The sequence below is a fragment of the Parvimonas pharyngis genome, assembly GCF_046569675.1.
Lineage (GTDB): Bacteria > Bacillota > Clostridia > Tissierellales > Peptoniphilaceae > Parvimonas.
Window position 1 is genome coordinate 105644 of sequence record NZ_JBKICJ010000004.1, and the last position, 22690, is coordinate 128333.

Consider the following 22690-nt stretch of genomic DNA (forward strand, 5'->3'; position numbering starts at 1 on the left):
TAACTGATTTTTAAATTAGTTTTTAGCAATTTCTTCTATCAATTTTAAAGTAAAGTCATAAACTCTTTCAGTTGATGAAATTGAAATATTTTCTTTTGGAGTATGAGCTCCTCTAATATCTGGTCCGAATGAAATTAATTCAAGATTTGGATATTTTTCGTAAATTGCTCCACATTCAAGACCAGCGTGAATTATAATATTTTCAAATTCTTTTCCTGTCAAATCTTTATAAACTTTATTTGCATATTTTTGCAAACTTGAGTTTTCTTTCTTTTCCCAAGATGGATAACCTCCAGCAAATTCATAATTTAAGCAGAATTTTTCAGCGATTTTTGAAAAAGAATTTTTCATTTCTTCTAAAATACTAATAGAAGCTGAACGTATAGAATCACGAATTAAAATTTCATTTTCTGTAGTTTGAACTATTGCAAGATTTGAAGAACTTATAATACCTGTTTCGTCTTGTGTATTTACGCCTGTTGGTAAAGCTTCTAAAACTTCAACTAATACATCTTTTAATGCATTTGTTAAAACTTTTCCTTTGAAAATCTCTTTTTTATCAATTGTAAGTTGTTCTTCACCATTATATTTTTCAGTAAATTTAGCAATTAATTCATCTAGTTTTTCTGAGTTTTCGATTACCAATTCTCCAACTCTAGGGATTGCATTATCTTTATTCCCACAGTCAACACTAGCTATTGAAAGTCCACTTTCTTTAATGAATTCAGCGATTGTCTTAATCATATTTCTTCTATTTTTTCCAATTTCCATTCCAGAATGTCCTCCGAAATATCCATCGAAATGAAGTTTAACAAGTTCTACTTCTTTATTTTCAAATTTTAATTCTAGATTTGTTTTAAAAAGAGTTCCTCCTGCTGAACCTAATGTTAAAATTCCTTCTTCTTCAGAGTCTATATTAAATAAATATTTTCCTTTTAATAGACCTTTTTCAAGTCCTAAAGCTCCTCCCATTGTAGTTTCTTCAGCAACTGTTATAATAACTTCAAGTTCTGGATGAACTAAATTTTCATCTTCCAAAATAGCCATTGCCATAGCAACTGCAATTCCGTCATCAGCTCCAAGTGTAGTGTCATTAGCAAAAATCAAATCATCTTTTATAACCCACTCAATTTTATCAGTTGCAAAATTATGATTTGAGCTTGTAGCTTTTTCACAAACCATATCCATATGGCCTTGTAAGATAATTCCAGGCTTATTTTCATAGCCCTTTGTTGCAGGTTTTCTTATATAAACATTTAGTATGTCATCTTGTTTAGTTTCAAGTCCTAATTTTTTCCCAAAATTATAGATATAATCAGATATTGCTTTTTCATTATGTGATTCATGAGGAATATCTGATATTTCTCTAAAATAGTGAAAAACTCTTTCAGGTTTTAAATTCATATTATTCTCCTTTTACGATATTTTCAACGATTTTTACAAGTAATTCTGAACCTTTTTCCATATATGAAACCGGTACAAATTCATATCTGCCGTGGAAGTTAAAACCACCTGCAAAAATATTTGGACAAGGTAGTCCCATGAAAGAAAGTCTTGAACCGTCAGTACCTCCTCTAATAGCCTTAACTTTTGGAGTAATACCAACTTCAACCATTGAATTATATGCAAGATCAATAATATCTTTTCTATCTTCTAATTTTTCTCTCATATTGTAATATGAATCTTCAAGTTCTAATTTAATTGAATTATCATATTTGAAGTTTAAAACTTCAACTACCTTTTTCATATATTCTTTTTTGTATTCAAATTTTTCTCTATCAAAATCTCTTATGATAAATTCCATATGAGTATTTTCAGTATCTCCGTTCATTTCTAATAAATGATAAAATCCATCATAACCTTCAGTATGTTCAGGTCTTTCATTTGCAGGTAACATTGATAAAAGATTATGAGCAACTATTAGTGAATTTCTCATTATATCTTTTGCAGATCCTGGATGAACATTTTTTCCTTTAATATCTACAACAGCACTACAAGCATTGAAACTTTCGTATTCAAGTTCTCCAATTGCTCCACCATCAATAGTATAAGCAAAATCAGCTCCAAATTTCGCAACGTCAAAATGATCTGCTCCACGTCCAATTTCTTCATCAGGAGTAAATCCAATTGAAATATCTCCATGAGGTAAATTGTTTGAAATTATATTTTGAATTGCATCCATTATAATTGCAATACCTGATTTGTCATCTGCACCTAATAAAGTATTTCCATCAGTTGTAATAAGTCTTTCTCCTACAACTTCATTTAAACAAGGAAATTCCTTTACAGACATTGTTACTTCATCATTTAATTTAATATCTCCACCTTTGTAATCAACAAATTGTGGATTTACATTTGCTCCAGTAAGTTCTGTTGCAGTATCCATATGTGCAATAAAACCAACTTTCTTTAAATCTCTATCTACATTTGATTTTAAATGCGCATAAACATAACCTTTTTCATCGATATGAGCATTTTCAATTCCCATTTCTTTTAATTGTTTTACAAGTAAATTTCCTAAATTCTTTTGCTTTTCTGTTGAAGGAACAGTTTCAGATTTAGGATTTGATTGAGTGTCTATTTTTGCATATTCCACAAAACGATCTACTATATTCATAACTACCTCCAATAATATATTATATATTTATTTTACCACATTTTTACAATTTAAAAAAGATAGTGATTATCTTTCACTATCTTTTCATTTGATTATATCTTCTAATATTTTCTTCAGTTAAAAATTCAAAAGCTGAATTAATTTCTTGAAATTTTTCTGTTGTATCTGTATCTCTATTTAAATCAGGATGATATTTTTTTGCAAGTTTTCTATATTGAAGCTTAACTTGATAAAAATCAATATCATAAGAATTAAATTCTAACACTTTACAAGCATTTTCAAATTTATTTTTAAAGTCGCTATATGGGTCATAACTTGCACCACCTGTATTTTGATAGTAGCCATTATAATTTCCGTTATAATTTCCATAGTAGCTTCCTTGACTTGAAAAATATTCGTTGAAAGCATTAAATCTTCTTTCCCATTCTTCTTGTTCTCTTCTTTGTCTTTCTTCACGTTCTCTTTTACGTTGTTCTTCTTGTGCATCTTCATATTTTCTTTTATATTCTTTAAAAGATGAGAAACCACTGTTATTACCAATTAAAAAATTACCATAATCGTTTAAATACTCACATAGTGAATAGTTAAAATATCTAAGAAATGAAATAAATTTCTTTCCAAGAAATGGAACAATAAAAAATACAAATATAATAATCCAAAAAGCAGGATGAAACAATAAAATTGTTATTATAACCGGAAGCAAAAATGAACTTAAAGCTAGTAGTACCACACCGGCTAACACTAAGAGAACTGCTATATTACTCAATAAATTTACAATATAGGATAAACCATTTATGGTTGCTCCAAAAATTTTATTTAATACATTAGAAAGTCCTATAATAAATTTTCCAAAAAGTTTTTTCACATTATTCTCCAAATTCTTCTTTTAATATTTCATAAAGAGCTTCTGCTTCTTCCTTAGTTAGAGTTATACCCTTTGACATTCTATCATGATTAGGATTCCAATCTCTAATATCATACTTAGGTTCTCTTTCATTCCAACTAACTAAGTTTAATTCTTTTCTCCATCCTTTTTCATTTTCAGAAAGAACGCCTAATTCTTCTGCAATTTCATATTTTAGTTCCATATTTTCCCCCTAATTTAAAATTCCATTTTTATTCGTTGGTAAAGATGCAATGAATCCATCCATTAATCCATTTTTAATTTTTGTCAAAATTTCAATTGAATGATTAATTTCAGACTTTTTATCTTCAACATTTTTCAACAATTTTTCCATTCTTTTAACCTTCTCTTCATCAAGATTATCCTTACATGATTCTCCTAAGTTTCTAACTTCTCTTTGAAGGAATTCCAAATTTTTTTCCAAAGTACGAATGTTTTCTGAGTACTCATCAATATCAAAATCCAAAGGATTTGTAGTTAAATTTTCTTCCTCAATTGTTTTAAATATTTTATTCATTGTTCTTTTGCTATCATCAGCTTTTGCTTTTAGCGTCTTTTTCCAAAGTTCTTTATTCCAATTTTTATTATTTGCTTGAGGAGAAATTTCCTTTGCAATTGCTTTGAATACATCATCACAACCCTTGTTTTCCTCATAATCTAATTCATCAAACAGTCCAACAAAATTTTTAACTTCATTTGAATTAAATTTTTTACTATTTCTATTTTCTGAATCAATAATTGTGTAGACTTGACTTACATCTACGAAATTATCTGAAAATTCAAGAGTTTTTAATATCTCTCCTGCCCTAAAAAGGTTCATTACATCTCTTTCAAGAGATTTTTGAATTTTTACAAGGCTTTCCATATTCTTTTTATATAAAAGCTTAAACTTTTCCTCATCTTCTAAAACTAAGTCATTTCTAATTGAAATAATGTCTTCTTTTAAAAGTAATAATTCCGCTAAATTTTCTCTTAAATCATTATATTTTTCATATAAATTTTTATTAATCATTAGACATCACCTTCCATATAAGTAGAAAATTTACTTTTATCAAAATTTAATACTAATTTTTCTTTTTTTAACCTAGTCATCTTCTTAATCTTTATTTCTCTTTTAAGTGCCTCAGACTTTGTTTCATAAACTTCAAAATAAAGTAATTTTACGGGAGTTCTTCCTCTTGTATACTTTGCTCCACAACCTGAGTTATGTTTTTCAATTCTAGCTTTTAAATCGGTTGTATAACCAGTATAAAAAGTTCCATCATTACACTCTAACATATATACAAAAGTCATCATAAAATTTCCCTTAAAACATCATTTATAACATCAAAACTAAAACCTCTATAAGCTAAATAGTTTATTAACTTTTGTTTTTTTTTGAAATTATCATCTTCATTAGACAATAGGTTCAGTTTTTTTATACCCATTTTTAGTGCATTGTCAAATTCTTCTTCATATTCAAACTCATCTAAAAAATCTTCAAACACGCTTTTTGAAACACCTTTTTGAATCAATAAAGATTTTATTTTATTTTTTCCATAACCATTTAATTGTTTTTTATCTTCAATAAAAACTTCGCAATAAAGTCTATCGTTAAGATATTCTTCTCTTTCTAAAATATCTATAACTTCATCAATAATATCTTCTGTAAAATCTTTCTCTTTAAGCTTTAATTTTACTTCATATTTTGTTTTTAACTTTCCTGAGATATAATTAATAGCTCTTGACTTTGCTCTTTCAATATCTGAAAAATACTTCATTTCTTGAATTTCAGTTTCTGAAAAATCCATATCAACTGAAACTTTGTATTTTTCAAAAATATTGTAATTCAAAAGAAGTTTTGTTTCATCTTCAAAAACTACTTCAAAAACTTCTTTAGACTTACTATAACTAATATTTGTAACTTGCATTATATAAATAATCCTATAATTGTTGGTAATATTCCAACTACCATCATAAAAGCTAATATAAGTGCAACAATTCTAATAGCCGTTTCTCTTTTCATAAAATCACCTGCTTTTTTTTACTAACTCACATAAATATTGATTTATAAATTCATCAATATTTCCATTTATAACAGACTCAACATTTGCTGTTTCATATCCTGTACGATGATCCTTAACAAGAGTATAAGGTTGGAAAACATAAGATCTTATCTGTGAGCCCCATGCAATTTGGGAATATTTTCCTTGTATATCCTCAATTTTTTCCCTATTTTCTTCTTGCTTTATAATTAAGAGTTTTGCAATAAGCTGTCTCATCGCCGTATCTCTATTGAACATTTGACTTCTTTCGGATTGACAAGAAACAGTTACTCCTGTAGGAATATGAGTTATTCTGACTGCTGAATCCGTTTTATTGACATGTTGTCCTCCAGCTCCTCCAGATCTATAAGTATCAATTCTTAAATCTTTAGGATTTATTTCAATATCAGTAATTTCTTCTATTTCCGGAAAAACATCAACACTTGCAAAACTTGTATGTCTTTTATTTGAAGAATCGTAAGGAGAAATTCTAACAAGTCTATGAACTCCTTTTTCGCCTTTTAAAAATCCATAAGCATTTTCACCCTCAACCTTTAAAGTAACAGACTTTATACCACCTTCAGTATCAGAATTGTAGTCCAAAATCGAAAACGAAAATCCCTTACTACTTATCCATCTAGTATAAAGACGTTGTAACATTTCTGTCCAATCTTGAGCGTCTGTTCCACCTGCTCCAGCATGAATTTCTAAAATCGCATTATTTGAGTCATATTCGCCAACCATTAAAGTATTCAACTTCAATGAAAAATATTCCTTTTCTATATTTTGAATATTCTTTAACGCTTCTTTTTCATATTCCATAAACTCTTCGTCAGATAAAATTTCTATGAATTCTATTGAGTCTAAAATTTTTTGACTTAAACAATTAAATGTTTCTATCTTAAACTTTAAATGCTTCATTTCATCTAAAATTGATTTTGCATTTTTTGGATCATTCCAAAAATCTTCTTTAAAACTTTTAGCTTCTAACTCTTTATATCTCTTTTTCAACTTTGAAATGTCAAAGTGAATCACCAATTTCTGATAAATTTTGTTGCAGTTTTTTTAATCTTTCGATTACTGTACTTAAATTTTCCATCTCTCCCCCAACAACAATATATAATACTTTATTTTATAATATTAAAATATTTTCGTCAAGACCAACAAAAAAAGAGCCAATCGCTCTTTTCATTTTATTTCTCTATTTAACTTTTAAACTTCTTAAATACGTTTTTTGTTCATCAGTAATTCTTCTACTCTCAATCGCCTTTTGAATTGCTTTATTATGTGTCCAATCATCAAGTTTTTTATTTTCAATATACTTTATAGCATATTTTTGTTGTTTAGCAAGAGCAGTTGCAAAATACCAAGCAATCATCATATTTACATAATATTCTTTAGACCTTACATTTGAAACAATTTCCAAATGTTCTTCTTTAAAATTTTCATCCAAATAATTTGAAAGCAAAAGACCTATTCCGTATCTTATAACATAAGTTTTTTCATCTTTTATCCAATCTAAAACATATTTATATGTCTCATTTGGATATTTTTTAAAAACTTTTGGAGAAAATAAGTCGCAAGTTGCCCAGTTATCAATGAATGGAACAAACTTTTTAGTATATTCCATTGCTAAATCAAAATCTTTTATTTGCTCAATTAAACATCCATGTAAATTATTTTCTTCATAGTATTTATGCGGAAGATTATTTAAAAAATTAAAAGTTCTTTTTTCATCCTCTTTAAATAATTTCTTAGCATAATTTCTTAAAATAGGAGTTCTAACTCCAATTATTAAGTCTTTATCTACAGTTGGAATTAGTTTTGAATTAAAGTCTTTATATTCGATATCTTGAAAAGAAAATAAATCTTTTAATATTTTATCCATATATCTTCCTCTTCAATTATCTTATTTTTAGTTCCTCAAACAATTCTTCATCTAATTTAAAAGTTTCATGCATAGGAGAAGGTTCTGAACTTTCAGCCTTATATCCCATAAACAAAAGCATTGCTATTTGATTTTGTTCAGGAATATCAAATTTTTCCCTAACAATTTCGGGATTAAATGCCCCAATATAAACTGAACCTAGCCCTAAATCTTCTGCTTCTAGTACCATATGTGTAGATGCAATTGTAGCGTCAACAATTCCACTTGGAATTCCAGTATGACTATTATACCAACATTCTTCTAAATTATATGTTATAACAAACATAAGTTGTGAGTTATATTCACATGGTGAAGACTCATTCAATAATTTTAACTTTTCATCATCAGTACAATAATAAATTTTTATTGGTTGTTTATTTTTGGCAGTAAGAGCAATCTTAGCTGATTCTAAAATCTTTAAAATCTTTTCTTTTTCAACTTTCTTACTAGAAAACTCCCTTACTGAATATCTCTTTTTTGCTAATTCTAAAAAGTCCATAACTACCTCCAATTAAAGATTTGCAACTTTATAAAGTTTACCATCTATTTCAACTTTTCTAAGTCTTTTTTCAAAATCTATTCTTTTAACCCAAACTTCCCTGTCGCAGCCTAAGCATTTTAATTTTATATCTATTCCTGTTCTTAGAATTTGCCATTTGTTGGTTCCACAGGGATGCTCTTTTTTTAGTACAACAATATCCGATATTTGATATTTATACAATTTTATCACCCTTTTCAAGTTTCAAAAATTCAATATTTTCTTCTTTAAATTTTTTATATAATTCTTCTCTTAAATTCTTTTCATTACTCCATTGTGTTGACTGTTTACTCCAAAGAGCAACAGCAATTTTTATATAATAGCTTTGAATCTCTGTAACTCCAAAATATTCAGGAGCTTTTATAACAGAATCATTCTTTTCAGTAAACTCTATTGAATAAGTACTAATTATTTTTTTAATCTTTTCAACATCTACATCAACTGGGAAACAAAAAGTAACAACAGATCTTTGATTTCCTTTACTTAAATTTGTAACAGTTGTAATACTTCCATTTGAAATTGTATTAACACTTCCATCGTATCCTTGTATCTGTGTATTTCTCATATTAATAGCTAAAACACTACCAGAAATATTATTAATAATAACATCATCTCCAACATTATATTGATCATCTAAAAGAATGAAAACTCCACTAAATAAATCTTTTACAATACTTTGAACACCAAATGCTATTATGATACCACCAACTCCAGCAGTAGCTATTAAAGAATAAGTATTCACACCAAAAATACCTAAAATTATAACTACTACAAAAAAATAAATTATATACTTAAATACACTTGATAATATTGAAACAATTGAATTTACTTTTTTTATATTGCTATGGTCATTTTTCTTATAAGTCTTAACTACTTTTTTTAAAACTTTTGCAAAAAAGTAAATTAAAACTTTTGCAAAAATAAAAACCACAATAGATAATAATAATTTTAAAACAATATTTCTGATTGACTCAGAGGGAATTAAGTTTTCAAAAAAATTATTCATTAATATTTATCTCCGTTACAACATTTCCTCTATCTTTTGTTTTTTCAAAATACCAAAGATAGTCGACATTTTTTCCTGCTTCTTTTAAAGATTTAGCAGTTTCCAGCTCACTTGGATCAAGTAAGATTGCAAGTCCACAAGAACGACTTACTTCTCTTGGAGTTGGAATTGTTTTAAATTTCTTTTCTAAATTTTTAAGTTCTTTTTCTATTTGCATTGTATGATTAACTGAATTAAAAGTCAGTAATAAATATTTTTCGTTCAAAGAAAATTCCTCCTATTTTATTTTTTTATATCCATTTTTAAGTATCAAATAAACCGAATCATCACCTTTAATTGAATCCGTTACTTCAGCAGGGAATTCTTTCGATTTTAAGTTACTTTTTCCGAATAATACATACCCAGTTTTTTTAACTAACAAAATATTCCCATCTAGTATATAAGAATTCAAATAATCGTCCCCTATTTCAGCACTTTTTTCAAGTTTTAAATCCTTAGAATTAAAAACTTTTAAATCATTTGTGAATAAATAAATTTTTCCTGAGTCATAAATTATATTTTTTAAATTATTTATATAGTATTGATTTTTAATAATATTTTTTTCAAATATATATAATTTTTCATTTGTTACTACATAAAGTTTATCATCGGAATCATTTATAAAACCTAAGTCTATTATAAATTCATTAAAAAATGTAAAATCACAAACCGTTGTCTTATCTTTAGAATTTAAAATATGAAATCTTGATTTTATTGAATTATCAGCCTTAATATAATCAGTATAAACAAAGTTATTATTGCTCTTTGAAAACTTTACATATCCTGGATTTTGAACATCCTCATTAGCATAAATTTCAGTTAAATTTTCATCTAAAATTCTAAAACTAGCATTATTTATAAGAACTAATTTGTTATTCTCAATAAATATATCCTTGCTTTCTTTTTCTAATGAAATTTTTTTTACTTCGTCAAAATCTTTAGAATACATGATTACTTCATTATTCATTAAAGAATAAATAACATCATTTGATACTGCAATTTTACCATTATTAGCAATTTCTTTTTCAACTTTTAGTTTTCCATTCTTATTGTATCTAGAAAATTTATCTTTTTCAAAAGTATACATCTCATCCTTAATAAAAGCAATTTTGTTATAAGGTTTTGAAAAATCAAATGATACTTCTTTATTAGAATTACCAGTAAATTTTATGATCATAAAAACAATAAATAAGAATACTAATAGAGCTGAAATTCCCATTACTATTTTATTTTTATATTTTGAAATTATCTCCATTTTTTCTCCTATAAGCCTAATTTATCTTGTTTTCTTCTAAGTTTAGTTATTATATGATCTTCATCTAGTTCTACCATATCTAGAGTTATAAGCTCGTCTTTTTTTACATCAACTTTCAACTTAGTTTTCTTAGTAATCATAGCTATTGGTAAAAGATTCCTATTCTTTTGATCAGCATGACTTGTTATTGTTCCAAAAACTGACTTTCCACCAATTCCTTCTAAAATTTCTCCGGCTTTTAAATCTCTTTTAGCAACTGTAACTGTATCTGAAACTTGTCCACAAGCAGGAACAATTGTTGATTCTTTTTCTACAATCGCATTATAAATTGTTATAGGTGTTTCTAAACTTGTAAGATGATAAGGTCTGTAAATCGCATAGTTTGGACCATCTCCCATTTTTAGATATTTCATTAAATCATGAACTTCATCAGAATCACTTGTAACAATAGCATATACTCCTGGTGCAACTCCAAAAGCAAAATCTACTGTCTTATAATTATTTAAAATTCCGCCTTGTTCTTTTAATGAAAATAACTTTCCAAGCTCATTTGCTGTTGTTGTTGGACCATGACATCCAATTACATCAGGAACAAAACCTAAAGCATTTGCTGCACTTGTAAGTTCAATCATAGTATTTGTTCCGTCAATAAAACCAGCAAGCATTTTTGGATAAAGTCCTTTTGAAAGTGCCTCTTCTCTAACATCATCTTCAGTTATATAATAATTAAGTGGATTATTTTTACCCTTACCAACTGCAAGAAGTTTAAAACCCGCTCCTAATGCGAAATCTGCAAGTTCCATAATCGCACCAGGTTCATCTCCTGCAGAACCTGTATATATTACATTTTTCTTTTTAGCTAAATTGTATAAATATGGTCCAATTACGGCATCACATTCAACATTTAACATAATTGTATGCTTTCTGTTTTCAATAGCTTCCATAGCTAAAATTGCCCCAAAAGGAGGATTTCCTGTAGCATCAACAACTCCTTTTATATCAGGTAATTTACATGCAATGGAATAATCATCTGAAACAACATACATTCCATTTTTTATAGAATTTTCAATTATTTTTATATTATCACTTGTAGTTATATCTGACTTTCTAACGCCAGATGAAATAAGAGCTTCCATAGCCTTTTCAGGTTTTTCATCTATTACAACAGAACTTGTAAGACCTTTAATTCTTGAAAGCTGATTAACAAGTCCTTTTCCCATTTTTCCGGCTCCAACAAGAGCAAACTTAACTTCTTTATTTGCATTATATAAATTATTAAGTTTATTTTTCATTCTAAACATAAAAGGCCTCCATATTAATATTAATTTTATCATTCTTATTTTACTACACTACATAAATTTTATCAAATTTTTTTAATATTCAATTTTCCCTTTACTATATGTAATTTTTAGTGTAAAATTATAGTAGTATGGTTTGGTTTATGATAATTAAACTAAATTTTAACTTAAATTTTAAAAACAATAAGATTACTTTTAACTAAATTAAAAGGTAATTTTTTCAAAAAAATATATAGAAGATTTTTAGGAGATTTTATGAAGTATTTTAGAAAAACTCTAGCCATTGATTTTGGAACATCAAAGGTCGTAACTTTCGTTGAAAACAAAGGTATAGTTGTAAATGAACCATCAGTTGTTACAATGGATACTTATAAAAATAAAATATTATCTTATGGAGAAACTGCAAAAAAATTATTAGGACGAATTCCTGGAAATGTAGTTGCTAAAAGACCAGTAGTTGCGGGAAATATAGTAGATTTTAACGTAACTGAAGCTATTATTAAAAGGGCTATTAAAAAATCTGTAGGAAAAAATTTCTTTAGACCTAATGTTTTAGTTTGTATTGCAAGTGAATTGACTCAAGTACAAAAAAGAGCAATAACTCAAGCGGTTAAACTTGCAGGTGCAAACAATGTTGTTCTTTTAGAACAAACAATTACAGCTGCTATAGGTTGTGGAATAAATGTAAATGATCCATCAGGAACTTTAGTAGTTGATATAGGAGCAGGCAAAACAGATATTTCAGTAATTTCTAACGGAGAAATAATAATTGCAAAAAGTTTAAATATTGGTGGAAATTCAATTGACCAAGCAATTGCAGATTTTATTCGTACAAGATACAATATGTTAATCGGAGAAAATACTGCTGAACTTATTAAATTATCAGCCGCAAGAGCATATCCAACAAATGATGGCTCAATGTATGAAATTAAAGGAAGAAATGTTATGAATGGTCTTCCAATGCATATTTTTGTAAATGATTCAGATATTTCTCATGCTATTGGAATGACATTAAATAAAATTTTAAATGCAATTACTGAAACATTGGAAAAAACTCCACCTGAACTAATTGCAGATATTTCTGAAAAGGGATTAATTTTAACTGGTGGTACATCTCAAATACCTGGTCTAGTTGATTTAATAACAGATAGAACAAATCTAGAAGTAATCAATCCTGAAACTCCTGAATTAATGGTAATTAAAGGTGCAGGAAGATTCTTGAAGAATGTTGATTTCTCAAATGATGAAATAGAATATTTAGACGAATTAAAACGTCATGTTTTAGAACAAAAAGAACAATTAAGAAAGAGATAATATGCAAAGATATAATGATTTAAGTTCTTATCTAAAAGAAAAATTCGGTTCAAGACTATTAAAACTCTCCATTGATGGAGGGTTTTCTTGTCCAAATAGAAAAAATGGAAAAAAAGGTTGTAAATTCTGTTCAGAAAGTGGAAGTGGTGAATTTACAACTAGAAGAAAATCAATTACCGAACAATTAAACGCTCAAATCAATTTTTTAAAAGTTAAAGATAAATACAATGGATATATAGCCTACTTCCAAAGCTATACAAATACATTCTTACCAGTGGAAGAACTTAGAAAAATGTACTATGAGGCAATAAATTTTCCTAATGTCAAAGTGCTATCCATTGCTACAAGAGCTGATTGTTTTAATGAAGATATTTATAATTTACTTGCAGAACTAAACGAAAAAATTGAAATCTGGATTGAACTTGGACTTCAAAGCTCAAATGAAAAGACAAGGAATAGTATGAATATTGGTTATAGTACTGAAACATTTGAAAATTGTGTGAAAAGATTAAAAGAATTAAATATAAAAACTATTTTCCATATAATCTTCGGTCTTCCAAACGAAACTAAAGAAGATTATAAAAATACTATTGATTATGTAAATACCAAAAAGCCTTGGGGCATTAAAATTCACAGTCTTTATATTCAGAACGATTGTGAACTATATGAAGAATATCTAAAAAATAGTTTCAAAGTAATATCTTGGGATGAATATATAGATGCTTTAATTATGTCAATAGAAAATTTAGACAAAGATATAATAATTCATAGACTTACAGGAGATGGCGATAAAGAAAAACTTGTTGCTCCCCTATGGTCAAAAGATAAAATTAAAACAATTGGAGAAATTAGTAAAATTCTAAAACAAAGAAATTCATACCAAGGAATAAACCATAAAAATAAAGGAGCTTTATAAAGCTCCTTTAACATTTCTCTATTAAATTAATTTGCCATAAAAATGTTGAAAATCTAATACAATCTAAACAATTTCATACCCCATTCATCAACTCCATTTTCTACAAATCCTAATTTTTCCCAAAATCGAATTGAATTTTCTTTCATTGAATTTAAAACATAATGCGTTGCTCCAAGTGGCTTTGTATATTTTTCTAACTTCTTAAAACATTCTAAACCTTTAGATTTATTTCTAAATTCAGGATATATCCAAAAATCAAGTATAAAACATTCTCCAAAATATTTTCCATCTTTGTTGTTATAAATTGTAAATTGAACTGCTCCTATTTCTACATCATTTTCAAAAAAGTATGCAATATAATGTCTATCTTTATCAACAATCATACGATTTTCTAAAAAATCTCTATACTCGCTACTTAAAAAGTATTCTATATCTTCCTTATCTGTAACAATTTCATCTTCAACTAAATACTTAATATGTTTATCCCAAAACACATTTGTTTCATTAACAGAAATTTCTCTAATATCTATCATATCTCTCCCACTAAATTCAATCTAATACCGACTTATCAAAGAAATACTCGCTTCCATCATCAGTCCTTTTTAAAAGTTTAAAGTCAACCATAGACCTTCTTAAATAGCAAAAATCTGCATAGTATTTCTTTAAAATTTCATTAATTTCTTTTTCTTTATATTTTCTTTCATCAAAACAAACTGAAGCTAAATAAGCAAAAAGTTCATATTTATCTTTCTGTTTTTTTGGCATATTTAAAATCTTGCCGTCTTTTATCCATTTATCTTTATTAAATTCCATAAATACTCTCCAAATATTTAATATAGTTTTTGTCTATCGCAGAAAAATGCTCGTCTAAAAGCAATATTTCTTTTCCTAATAAAATTACTCTTAAATAATTTACTTATTGTTTTACTTCAACAAACTGAAATTTAGATTTTAACCCTTACGAAAAACAAAACGGATATTCTCCTGAAGTATGTTCTATAACATTATAATTTAATGCAAAGTGTAGCTATATAGTCATTTCCATAACGTGATAATCTATTTCTTTTATCACACGATTCATAAAAATCTATCATAGCGAGAACATTTTTAAGTTGTCCTCTAATCTGAGTTTCTAAGGTATGGCTAAATTCATATCCATATTCTGGATTTATGGTTATTTTGCCTTCCTCTTCAAGCTCTTTTGAATTAAAAGGTATTGAAAACTTTAAAAGTAATTCCTCATCGGGTTTGTCCCATACAATGTCAGCATCATACATGTATATCCAAGGATTCATAAATCCGACCATTAACAGTCCACCCTTTTTCAATACTCGAGAGGCTTCTTTATACATATTTTCTAAATCTTCTATATATACATTTGAAACTGGATTAAAAATAATATCAAAAGTTTCATCTTCAAATGGAAATGGTTTTGTCATATCGCCTTGAACTGTATTGATTTTTAAGCCTTCTCTTTTAGCAACCATATCATCTCTTTGTAATTGTGATTTAGAAAAATCCATTATGGTTACATCATAACCTTTTATAGCAAAAACTGGCCCCTGCTGTCCACCACCACAAGCTAAACCTAATATCTTTTTTCCATTTGCTTTTTCAAACCATTCTTTTGGAACTTTTTTCCCAACAGTTAATGCAACAGAAATCGGATTTTTTCTAACTTCTTCTAATTCTTCATGTGTCAATGGCTCAGTATAGTCATTTTTTACATTATTCCATCTATCTTCATTTAATTTTATATAATTGCTCACCTTATAATTTCCTCGTAATTTTATATTATTTCGATTTAAGTTGAATATCAGCACTTTCTTTTTGTCATTTTATTTAATTGTTTTAGAGCGACAAGTCTGAGTTTACCTACCCTTCAAATCAAGAGTCATCAGTTTGTAAATCTCAATAAATATCCATTAGGATCTTGAATCAGAAACTCCATTTGTATTTCTTCAATTCCGTTAACCCTATATACACTTCTAATCAGTTCTCTGTAAATCTCTAATTGTTTGCTTTTCACTAATTCATATAGTTTCTCAATATCATCAACTGATATTGAAAAATTTATTCCTCTTCCTAAAGGATAGATTAGTTCCCCTGTATTCCAGCCATCATCATGAATTTGTTCAAACATAAACTGACTATCTTGAAAAGACATAAAAACAAATTTCACTTCCGGTCGTTCGTACTCTATTTTAAATCCTAATTCTTCATAAAAATTTTTAGTCTGAACAATATCAAAAACTGATAATTCAGGAATCAAACTATTAAACTCCATATAAACTCCTCATAAAATTCTAATTTGCCAATTTTTCATTCATTTTATTATACCATTTCCCACACATATTGTCATTCACTCAAGCTGAATATTCATTTTTCTAACTATATTTTTTTAATCCACTATAAATTTTTAAGGTTTTTTTTGCCTTATTTTATCCTCAAATAGTTCATCATCTTAACTCATTTCATTTCGATTTACTGATTTTTGATTAGGATAATTTTCTTATAAAAAAAGGATTGAAGACTAGTCTTCAATCCCTTAATTCTCTTTAATAAATTTTATTATAAAAAATCCATTATGTTTATGTTTTTCAGGTAATAATTTTATAAATTTTTCTGATTTACCAAAAAATTCAACTTCTTTTATTTTTAAATTTTTATGTTTTTCTAAAAAATATTTGACATTTTCTTCATTTTCACATTTCAAAACAGAGCAAGTGCTGTAAACTATCTCTCCTTTATCTTTTAGATATTCTACTGCATTATCAAAAATTTTTCTCTGCAATTTGATTATTTCATCAATAGTTTCTTTGCTTCTGAATAATTTTATTTCAGGCTTTCTGTCCATAACTCCAATTCCTGAACAAATTACATCACAGAGTATATAGTCAAATTGTTCTTTATATTCCTCTTTGTAAATTGACGCGTCAAAATTTAGTAATTTTACATTTTTTACATTAAGTCTTTTACAATTTTCTTCTATCTTTTTTAATTTACTCTTTACAATATCATTTGCAAAAATTTCTCCTGTATTTTTCATCTGAAAAGCTAGATGACAAGTTTTTCCACCTGGTGCAGAACAAATATCTAAAACTTTTGAATTTTCACTTGGAGCTAAAATTTCTCCCGTTAAGATACTTCCAACATCTTGAACTGTAAAATCTCCACTTTTAAAACTTTCAGTTTCCAATATATTAGTCGGATTTTCTACAAAATAAGTAAGTTTTGAAATTTCAGATTTTTTAAGATTATATCCGTCTTTTTCCAAGTCCTTAACAACTTGTTCTTCTGTCTTTTCAAAAGATGAAATTCTTATTGCAAAATGAGGTTTGGACATGGAATCTTCAAGAATTTTTATAGTTTTTTCCCTGCCATAATCGGAAAGCAATATCTTTACAATATCCATATTTGCAGAGTATTTTATAGAGATAGCTTCATCTTCACTCTCAACTTCAATCTTCATAAAGTCTTCTTTATTTCTTAAAAAATTTCTTAAAGATCCATTAACAAAAGAGGAAAATTTTTTAAGTTTAAAAACTTTTGTTAGATTAACAGCCTCATTTATTATTGCAAATTCAGGAATTTTATCCATAAAAATAATCTGATAAATAGAAACTCTTAAAATATTTAAAATATATGGATTGAACTTTTTAATTCTTAATTTACAGAGCTTTTTGATTATATAATCAAGATAAATTCTGTTTTCCAAAGTGCCATATACAATTTCTCTTAAAAATTTGCTATCTAAATCAGAAATATTTTTTGTTTTTTTATTTAATAAATTTGTTGAATTTGAATTTTCATCTTTGATTTCACAAAGAATTTCAACTGCAAGTTTTCTCATTATTTTAAAATTTCTCCAACTTTTATAGAGTTACCACGAAGATAGTCTTTAACTAAAACTCTCTTTTTACCTGAAAATTGTATTTCTAAAAGTTTTATACTTCCATCCATAGTTTTAACAAAAATTGCATCATCTGAAACTTTAAAAATTGTTCCTACAATTTCATTAGGATTTTCTTTAGAAATTTCAGCTCTATGAACTTTTATATTCTCTTCCATATATTCGCAAAATGTACTAGGCCAATTATAAAAACCTCTAATTTTGTTGAAAATATTTCTTGAAGTATCATTAAAATCAAGTTTTCCCATTTCCTTTTTAATCATAGGAGCATAGGAAAAATTATCTCCTTGTTTAACTCTGTTTTTGTATTTGTTTTCAAAGTCATTAATAGTTTTAACTATCAAATTTGAACCCATTTTTGAAAGTCTTTCATAAAGTGTTTCAGCATTATCTAAATCAGAAATCTCAGTTTCTTCAATATCCAAAACATCTCCGGTATCAAGCCCAACATCTATTGACATAATGCTTACACCTGTCTTTTCTAATCCATTTACAATAGCCCAATTTATCGGCGCAGAACCTCTAAGTTCCGGTAAAATTGAAGCGTGGATATTTAAAATTTTTCCTTGCATATAGTCGATTAATCTCTTATCAATTATCTGTCCAAATGCTACCACGACAATAAAGTCTGGATTTATTTTTTTTACAATTTCAAAAAATTCATCACTCTTTACACTATCAGGAGTTATAACTTCAAGCCCAAGCTCCAATGCCCTTTCTTTAACAGGTGTTGGTAATAATTTTTTTCTGTTTCTAAGTTTGTCTTTTTGGGAAACAACTAAAGAAACTTCAAAATTTTCATTTAAAGTTTCTAAAGGTGGAACTGCAAAATCAGGAGTTCCCATAAAAATTATTTTTTTCATTATTCTTCCTCACCGTAATACAATTTTTCATACATTTCAGCTTCTTCTCCATCTAAAACTAAATCTGTAAACAAAATTCCATTTAAGTGATCTATTTCGTGACAAATACAAACAGCTAAAAGTCCTGTTGCATCAATAATTTGTTCATTTCCATCTATATCTGTATATTTGAATTTTACCTTTTCAGGTCTTCTAACAAAACCTCTAAAATCAGGAATTGAAAGACAGCCTTCAGGTCCAACTTGTTCTCCGGAAATTTCTAAAATTTCAGGATTTATCATTTTAAGTAATCCATGCTCATCTCCAACATCTATTGTTACAAGTCTTTTTAAAATTCCAATTTGAGGACATGCAAGTCCAACACCTTCTGAATCATACATTGTTTCTACCATGTCTTCTAGTAAATCTTTTATTTTATCATCTATAACTTCGACTACCCTTGCTTTTTTTCTAAGAACAGGATCGCCATCAATTCTAACATTTCTTAATGCCATTTTTCCTCCTTAATCTATTGTCAAAATTAATTTTCCATTTTTTTCAGTATTGAAAGAATACTTTTTATTAAAAATTAATTCCATTAAAAATTGTCTAAAGACATCATAGTCTTTTAGAATTTTTATTGTTAAATTATATCTATACACCATATTTACCCATTTTATTGCATCCGGATTAGGTCCTAGAATAATTATATCTTTTAAATTTATTTCTTTTTTAAATTTATCAAAAATTAAATCTCTTATTTTTTTCAATTCTTCCATACAATTTTCAACATTTTTACTTCTAAATTGAAAATTTATAATATGTGCCTTTGGCGGATAGAGAAAACTTCTTCTAAAATTAATTTCCTCTTTAAAAAAATCTTCATAATTATGGTCTGAAGAATTAACAATGCTGTAATGACTTGGCTTATATGTTTGAATTATTACTTTTCCTTCTTTATCTCCACGTCCAGAACGACCTGCAACTTGAGTCAAAAGCTGAAATGTTTTTTCAGCTGATCTAAAAGACGGAATATTCAAGCTTATATCTGCAAGAACAACTCCAACCAAAGTTACATTCGGAAAATCGAGTCCTTTTGAAATCATCTGAGTACCGATTAAAATATCAATTTCCTTATTTTTCATCTTTTGATAAACTTCTTCATAGACTCCTTTTTCCTTAGAGGTATCTGCATCTATTCTACAAACTTTCGCATCTTTAAAAGTATTTTTAATATAGTCTTCTAATGCTTCAGTTCCAAAACCAAATTCTTTTATGGATTGTTTAAAACAATTTGGACATATTTTAGGTTTTGGTTTAGTTCTTCCGCACATATGACAAATGCAAATATCTTTTCTATTATCCTTATGATAAGTCATAGAAATATCGCAGTAATCGCATTTTTGAACATAACCACAACTTCTGCAAAAAACAAAAGAGCTTCTTCCTCTTTTATTTAAAAATAGAATTACCTGTTCTTTTCTTTCCAAAGTTTTTTGTATTTCTTCAAATAGACTATTACTTAAAATACTTTTATTCCCAAGTAACAATTCTTCTCTCATATCAACAATTTCAACTTCGGGTAAAGAATTTTTTGTAGCTCTATTTTTAAGTTCCAAAAGCTTTATGTCATCACTATTCGTTCTTGCATAAATATTTACAGATGGAGTTGCAGAACCTAAAACAAGTTTTGCATCTGTCAATCCAACTAAATACTCAGCAACTTCATGAGTATAATATTTCGGATTTTGATCACTTATATAACTTGACTCATGCTCTTCATCAATAATAACAAGTCCCAAATTTTTTACTGGAGAAAAAATTGCAGATCTAGCTCCTACAACAATCTTTATATCCTTATCTTGAATTTGTTTCCATTGATTTAGTTTTTCAATCATTGTAAGTCTGGAATGAATAATTGCGATATCATTTCCAAAACGTCCTGAAAAACGTTCAATGGTCTGTGGTGTAAGACTAATTTCAGGGACTAAAATTATACTGCTTTTTCCCTGTTCCAACATATTTTCAACAAGCTGTAAATAAATTTCAGTCTTTCCACTTCCAGTAATTCCATGAATTAAAAATTTATCATTTTTAGAACTTAAAATACTATCTAATACATCTTGCTGTTCTTTATTTAACTTTAATTTTTTATAGCTATTTGTATCTTCAAAAGAAGTTTTATAAACTTTATCTTCAGTTTGGATAAGAGCGTCTACTAAAAGTAGAGAATCTACAACAGATTTAGAAAAGTTATTTTCTCTTAAATCTTTAACACTTACAAAATCTTTTCCCTTTAAAAAATTTATAAGTTCTAATTGTTTTACAGCGTTTTTGCGAATTTTTGAAAAATCAAAATCTTCATTTAGTTTAACAAATTTTTCTAAAAATTTATTTTCCGAGTTGTTATATTTGTACTTTTTTACTATAATTTCATTTTCAATTAAATAATTTACTTTATTGTCGTCATTATAAAATTCCCTGATTTCTAAAATATTTTTTCTCTTTGAAAAAAATTCTGCCTCAACAACTGAAATTTCATCAGACTTTTCTTTATTTAGTACAAAAAATTCTTCAATTTTACTCCAATCTCCAGGAGGCAAAACACAATTTAGACAATAAGAAATATTTGTAATGTACTTTTCACTCATAAACTTTGCAAGTTTAATCTGTGTTTTACTTACAATTTCCTTCTCGTCTAAAACCATATTTATTTCTTTGAATTTTATATCTGACTGAATTTCTTTTTCATCTAATATATTTATAACAAGGCCAACAGTTCCCTTATTTCCTTTACCAAAAGGAACAATTACCCTCTTACCTATTTGTATTTCTTCTTCAATACTTTTAGGTATTTTATAGGTAAATATATTTTCAGCCCTTGATAGTAAAAAAGACTTAACAACAACTTCTGCTAACATATTTTCTCCAAAATAGCATCTAAAATTTTATCTGCAATTTCTCTTTTAGTTAAAACTTCAGTTTCAAGCTCACTATCTTTTGTAATAATAGTAACCTTATTAAAATCAGAGCCAAAGCCCCTATCTTTTAATGAAACATCATTTGCAACTATCATATCTAATTTTTTATTATTCATCTTTGAAATTGCATAATCTTTAACTGAATTTGTTTCAGCCGCAAAGCCTACAACAAATTGTGATTTTTTATACTCTGAAATACTTTTTAAAATATCAAGATTGTTTTCAAGCTCAATATTTTCAAAATTTTCCGTCTTTTTGATTTTAAAATCTTTTTTGTTTTTAACCTTAAAATCAACTGGTGCTGCAGGCATAATTAAAATATCCGAATCATCAAAATTTTCTTTTAGTGAATTATACATATCTTCATTTGTTTTTACATCAATGTATTCAATACCAAAGTTTCTATAATCACTATTAACCTTGCCACATACTACTTTTACATCAGCTCCACGTCTTTTTGCACAAAGAGCTAACTCATTTCCCATTTTCCCACTACTGTAATTTGAGATATATCTAACAGGATCAATATCTTCAATTGTAGCACCATTTCCAATTAAAATCTTTTTTCCTTGCAAATCTTTTTGCACAAAATAGCTTTCTATTTCTTCAAAAATTCTTTCAACTTTTGGGAATTTTCCCTTACCATAATCTCCACAAGCAAGACGACCATAATCAGGACTTAAAACAATATGTCTTTCTTTTAAAGTCTCAATATTTTTTTGAGTTGCTGGATTTTCATACATATTAACATTCATAGTTGGTACTAAAATCATTTTTTTAGTATGAGCAAGTACTATATTTGTGATTAAATTGTCTGCAATTCCGTAGGCAATTTTAGCCATGGTGTTAGCTGTAAGTGGCGCAAGAACAATACAGTCAGCTTCTTTTGCAAGTTTTATATGCTTAACTTCACTGTCCATATCTCTTTCAAACACATCACTATACACCTTATTTTGACTAATTGTTTCAAAAATCAAAGGATTAATTAGTTTAGTTGCGTTTTCAGTCATAACAACATTAACTTCATATCCAGCCTTAACTAACATGCTTACTAAGTCTAAAGACTTGTAAATCGCAATCCCAGAAGTTACTCCAACTAAAATATTTTTTTTCATC

Annotated in this window: 26 protein-coding genes; 2 read left to right on the plus strand and 24 right to left on the minus strand. The window is 27.3% G+C overall.

Features of this window, described 5'->3' with window-relative positions:
* Positions 1 to 15: 15 nt before the first annotated feature.
* The 15 genes from pepD to ACLGL0_RS05895 all read right to left on the minus strand — a co-directional run bounded on the left by pepD (position 16) and on the right by ACLGL0_RS05895 (position 11611).
* Positions 16 to 1404 carry a beta-Ala-His dipeptidase gene (gene pepD / locus ACLGL0_RS05825; protein ID WP_411013981.1) on the minus strand — a complete coding sequence of 463 codons (1389 nt, stop codon included), beginning with the start codon at positions 1402 to 1404 and terminating at the stop codon, positions 16 to 18.
* A gap of 1 nt (position 1405) precedes the next feature.
* Entirely contained in the window at positions 1406 to 2617 is a 1212-nt protein-coding gene (gene pepT / locus ACLGL0_RS05830) for a peptidase T (protein WP_411013982.1), read from the minus strand.
* A gap of 76 nt (positions 2618 to 2693) precedes the next feature.
* Positions 2694 to 3482, minus strand: coding sequence for a J domain-containing protein (locus ACLGL0_RS05835; RefSeq protein WP_411013983.1), 789 nt, complete (start codon positions 3480 to 3482; stop codon positions 2694 to 2696).
* A gap of 1 nt (position 3483) precedes the next feature.
* Entirely contained in the window at positions 3484 to 3705 is a 222-nt protein-coding gene (locus tag ACLGL0_RS05840) for a YdbC family protein (RefSeq protein WP_233055261.1), read from the minus strand.
* 9 nt (positions 3706 to 3714) lie between these two features.
* A complete protein-coding gene (locus tag ACLGL0_RS05845; RefSeq protein WP_411013984.1) occupies positions 3715 to 4533 on the minus strand; it encodes a hypothetical protein in 819 nt (272 codons plus the stop codon).
* Complete coding sequence (locus ACLGL0_RS05850; RefSeq protein ID WP_427189505.1) at positions 4533 to 4799, minus strand: GIY-YIG nuclease family protein; 267 nt, start codon at positions 4797 to 4799, stop codon at positions 4533 to 4535. The genes ACLGL0_RS05845 and ACLGL0_RS05850 overlap by 1 nt, the downstream gene beginning before the upstream one ends.
* 14 nt (positions 4800 to 4813) lie before the next feature.
* On the minus strand, positions 4814 to 5431 hold the full coding sequence (locus ACLGL0_RS05855) for a regulatory protein RecX (RefSeq protein WP_314557101.1): 618 nt from the start codon (positions 5429 to 5431) through the stop codon (positions 4814 to 4816).
* A gap of 99 nt (positions 5432 to 5530) precedes the next feature.
* Positions 5531 to 6644, minus strand: a protein-coding gene (gene prfB, locus ACLGL0_RS05860; protein WP_411013985.1) for a peptide chain release factor 2 whose coding sequence is annotated in 2 segments (ribosomal slippage) — positions 5531 to 6568 and positions 6570 to 6644 — 1113 coding nt in all. Because the reading frame shifts where the segments join, the coding sequence is not laid out codon by codon here.
* 102 nt (positions 6645 to 6746) lie between these two features.
* Positions 6747 to 7433: a DNA alkylation repair protein gene (locus tag ACLGL0_RS05865; RefSeq protein WP_411013986.1), complete on the minus strand. Its 687-nt coding sequence runs from the start codon at positions 7431 to 7433 to the stop codon at positions 6747 to 6749.
* A 16-nt stretch (positions 7434 to 7449) separates the two neighbouring features.
* Positions 7450 to 7971 carry a nitroreductase family protein gene (locus ACLGL0_RS05870; protein ID WP_411013987.1) on the minus strand — a complete coding sequence of 174 codons (522 nt, stop codon included), beginning with the start codon at positions 7969 to 7971 and terminating at the stop codon, positions 7450 to 7452.
* A 12-nt stretch (positions 7972 to 7983) separates the two neighbouring features.
* Positions 7984 to 8193 (minus strand): DUF951 domain-containing protein, encoded by a 210-nt coding sequence (locus ACLGL0_RS05875; protein ID WP_233055254.1) that lies wholly within the window; start codon positions 8191 to 8193, stop codon positions 7984 to 7986.
* Positions 8186 to 9016 carry a mechanosensitive ion channel family protein gene (locus ACLGL0_RS05880; RefSeq protein ID WP_411013988.1) on the minus strand — a complete coding sequence of 277 codons (831 nt, stop codon included), beginning with the start codon at positions 9014 to 9016 and terminating at the stop codon, positions 8186 to 8188. The genes ACLGL0_RS05875 and ACLGL0_RS05880 overlap by 8 nt, the downstream gene beginning before the upstream one ends.
* Entirely contained in the window at positions 9009 to 9281 is a 273-nt protein-coding gene (locus ACLGL0_RS05885; RefSeq protein ID WP_411013989.1) for a putative Se/S carrier protein, read from the minus strand. The genes ACLGL0_RS05880 and ACLGL0_RS05885 overlap by 8 nt, the downstream gene beginning before the upstream one ends.
* A gap of 12 nt (positions 9282 to 9293) precedes the next feature.
* On the minus strand, positions 9294 to 10310 hold the full coding sequence (locus tag ACLGL0_RS05890) for a hypothetical protein (RefSeq protein WP_411013990.1): 1017 nt from the start codon (positions 10308 to 10310) through the stop codon (positions 9294 to 9296).
* Positions 10311 to 10318: 8 nt separating this feature from the next.
* Positions 10319 to 11611, minus strand: coding sequence for an NAD(P)H-dependent oxidoreductase (locus ACLGL0_RS05895; RefSeq protein ID WP_233055250.1), 1293 nt, complete (start codon positions 11609 to 11611; stop codon positions 10319 to 10321).
* A 252-nt stretch (positions 11612 to 11863) separates the two neighbouring features.
* Between ACLGL0_RS05895 and ACLGL0_RS05900 the strand changes: the two genes are divergently transcribed.
* Together ACLGL0_RS05900 and mnmL are read left to right on the plus strand one after the other, a co-directional pair.
* The gene (locus ACLGL0_RS05900; RefSeq protein ID WP_233055249.1) at positions 11864 to 12922 is read left to right on the plus strand and encodes a rod shape-determining protein; all 1059 of its coding nucleotides are present in this window, start codon (positions 11864 to 11866) and stop codon (positions 12920 to 12922) included.
* A gap of 1 nt (position 12923) precedes the next feature.
* Positions 12924 to 13838, plus strand: coding sequence for a tRNA modification radical SAM protein MnmL/YtqA (mnmL, locus tag ACLGL0_RS05905; protein WP_411013991.1), 915 nt, complete (start codon positions 12924 to 12926; stop codon positions 13836 to 13838).
* A 53-nt stretch (positions 13839 to 13891) separates the two neighbouring features.
* Here mnmL and ACLGL0_RS05910 read toward each other — a convergent pair whose 3' ends face one another.
* From ACLGL0_RS05910 to coaBC, 9 genes are all read right to left on the minus strand, one after another.
* Entirely contained in the window at positions 13892 to 14371 is a 480-nt protein-coding gene (locus ACLGL0_RS05910; RefSeq protein ID WP_411013992.1) for a GNAT family N-acetyltransferase, read from the minus strand.
* A 16-nt stretch (positions 14372 to 14387) separates the two neighbouring features.
* The gene (locus ACLGL0_RS05915; RefSeq protein WP_411013993.1) at positions 14388 to 14651 is read right to left on the minus strand and encodes a DUF2087 domain-containing protein; all 264 of its coding nucleotides are present in this window, start codon (positions 14649 to 14651) and stop codon (positions 14388 to 14390) included.
* A 191-nt stretch (positions 14652 to 14842) separates the two neighbouring features.
* Positions 14843 to 15607 (minus strand): class I SAM-dependent methyltransferase, encoded by a 765-nt coding sequence (locus tag ACLGL0_RS05920; RefSeq protein ID WP_411013994.1) that lies wholly within the window; start codon positions 15605 to 15607, stop codon positions 14843 to 14845.
* A 128-nt stretch (positions 15608 to 15735) separates the two neighbouring features.
* On the minus strand, positions 15736 to 16125 hold the full coding sequence (locus ACLGL0_RS05925; protein WP_004832955.1) for a bleomycin resistance protein: 390 nt from the start codon (positions 16123 to 16125) through the stop codon (positions 15736 to 15738).
* A gap of 261 nt (positions 16126 to 16386) precedes the next feature.
* On the minus strand, positions 16387 to 17691 hold the full coding sequence (rsmB, locus tag ACLGL0_RS05930; RefSeq protein ID WP_411013995.1) for a 16S rRNA (cytosine(967)-C(5))-methyltransferase RsmB: 1305 nt from the start codon (positions 17689 to 17691) through the stop codon (positions 16387 to 16389).
* Positions 17691 to 18614 (minus strand): methionyl-tRNA formyltransferase, encoded by a 924-nt coding sequence (gene fmt, locus ACLGL0_RS05935; protein ID WP_411013996.1) that lies wholly within the window; start codon positions 18612 to 18614, stop codon positions 17691 to 17693. The genes rsmB and fmt overlap by 1 nt, the downstream gene beginning before the upstream one ends.
* Positions 18614 to 19108: a peptide deformylase gene (def, locus tag ACLGL0_RS05940; protein WP_314557068.1), complete on the minus strand. Its 495-nt coding sequence runs from the start codon at positions 19106 to 19108 to the stop codon at positions 18614 to 18616. Before def ends, fmt begins: the two co-directional genes overlap by 1 nt.
* Before the next feature lie 9 nt (positions 19109 to 19117).
* Complete coding sequence (priA, locus tag ACLGL0_RS05945; protein ID WP_411013997.1) at positions 19118 to 21514, minus strand: primosomal protein N'; 2397 nt, start codon at positions 21512 to 21514, stop codon at positions 19118 to 19120.
* On the minus strand, positions 21508 to 22689 hold the full coding sequence (coaBC, locus tag ACLGL0_RS05950) for a bifunctional phosphopantothenoylcysteine decarboxylase/phosphopantothenate--cysteine ligase CoaBC (RefSeq protein WP_314557064.1): 1182 nt from the start codon (positions 22687 to 22689) through the stop codon (positions 21508 to 21510). Before coaBC ends, priA begins: the two co-directional genes overlap by 7 nt.
* Position 22690 lies beyond the last annotated feature (1 nt).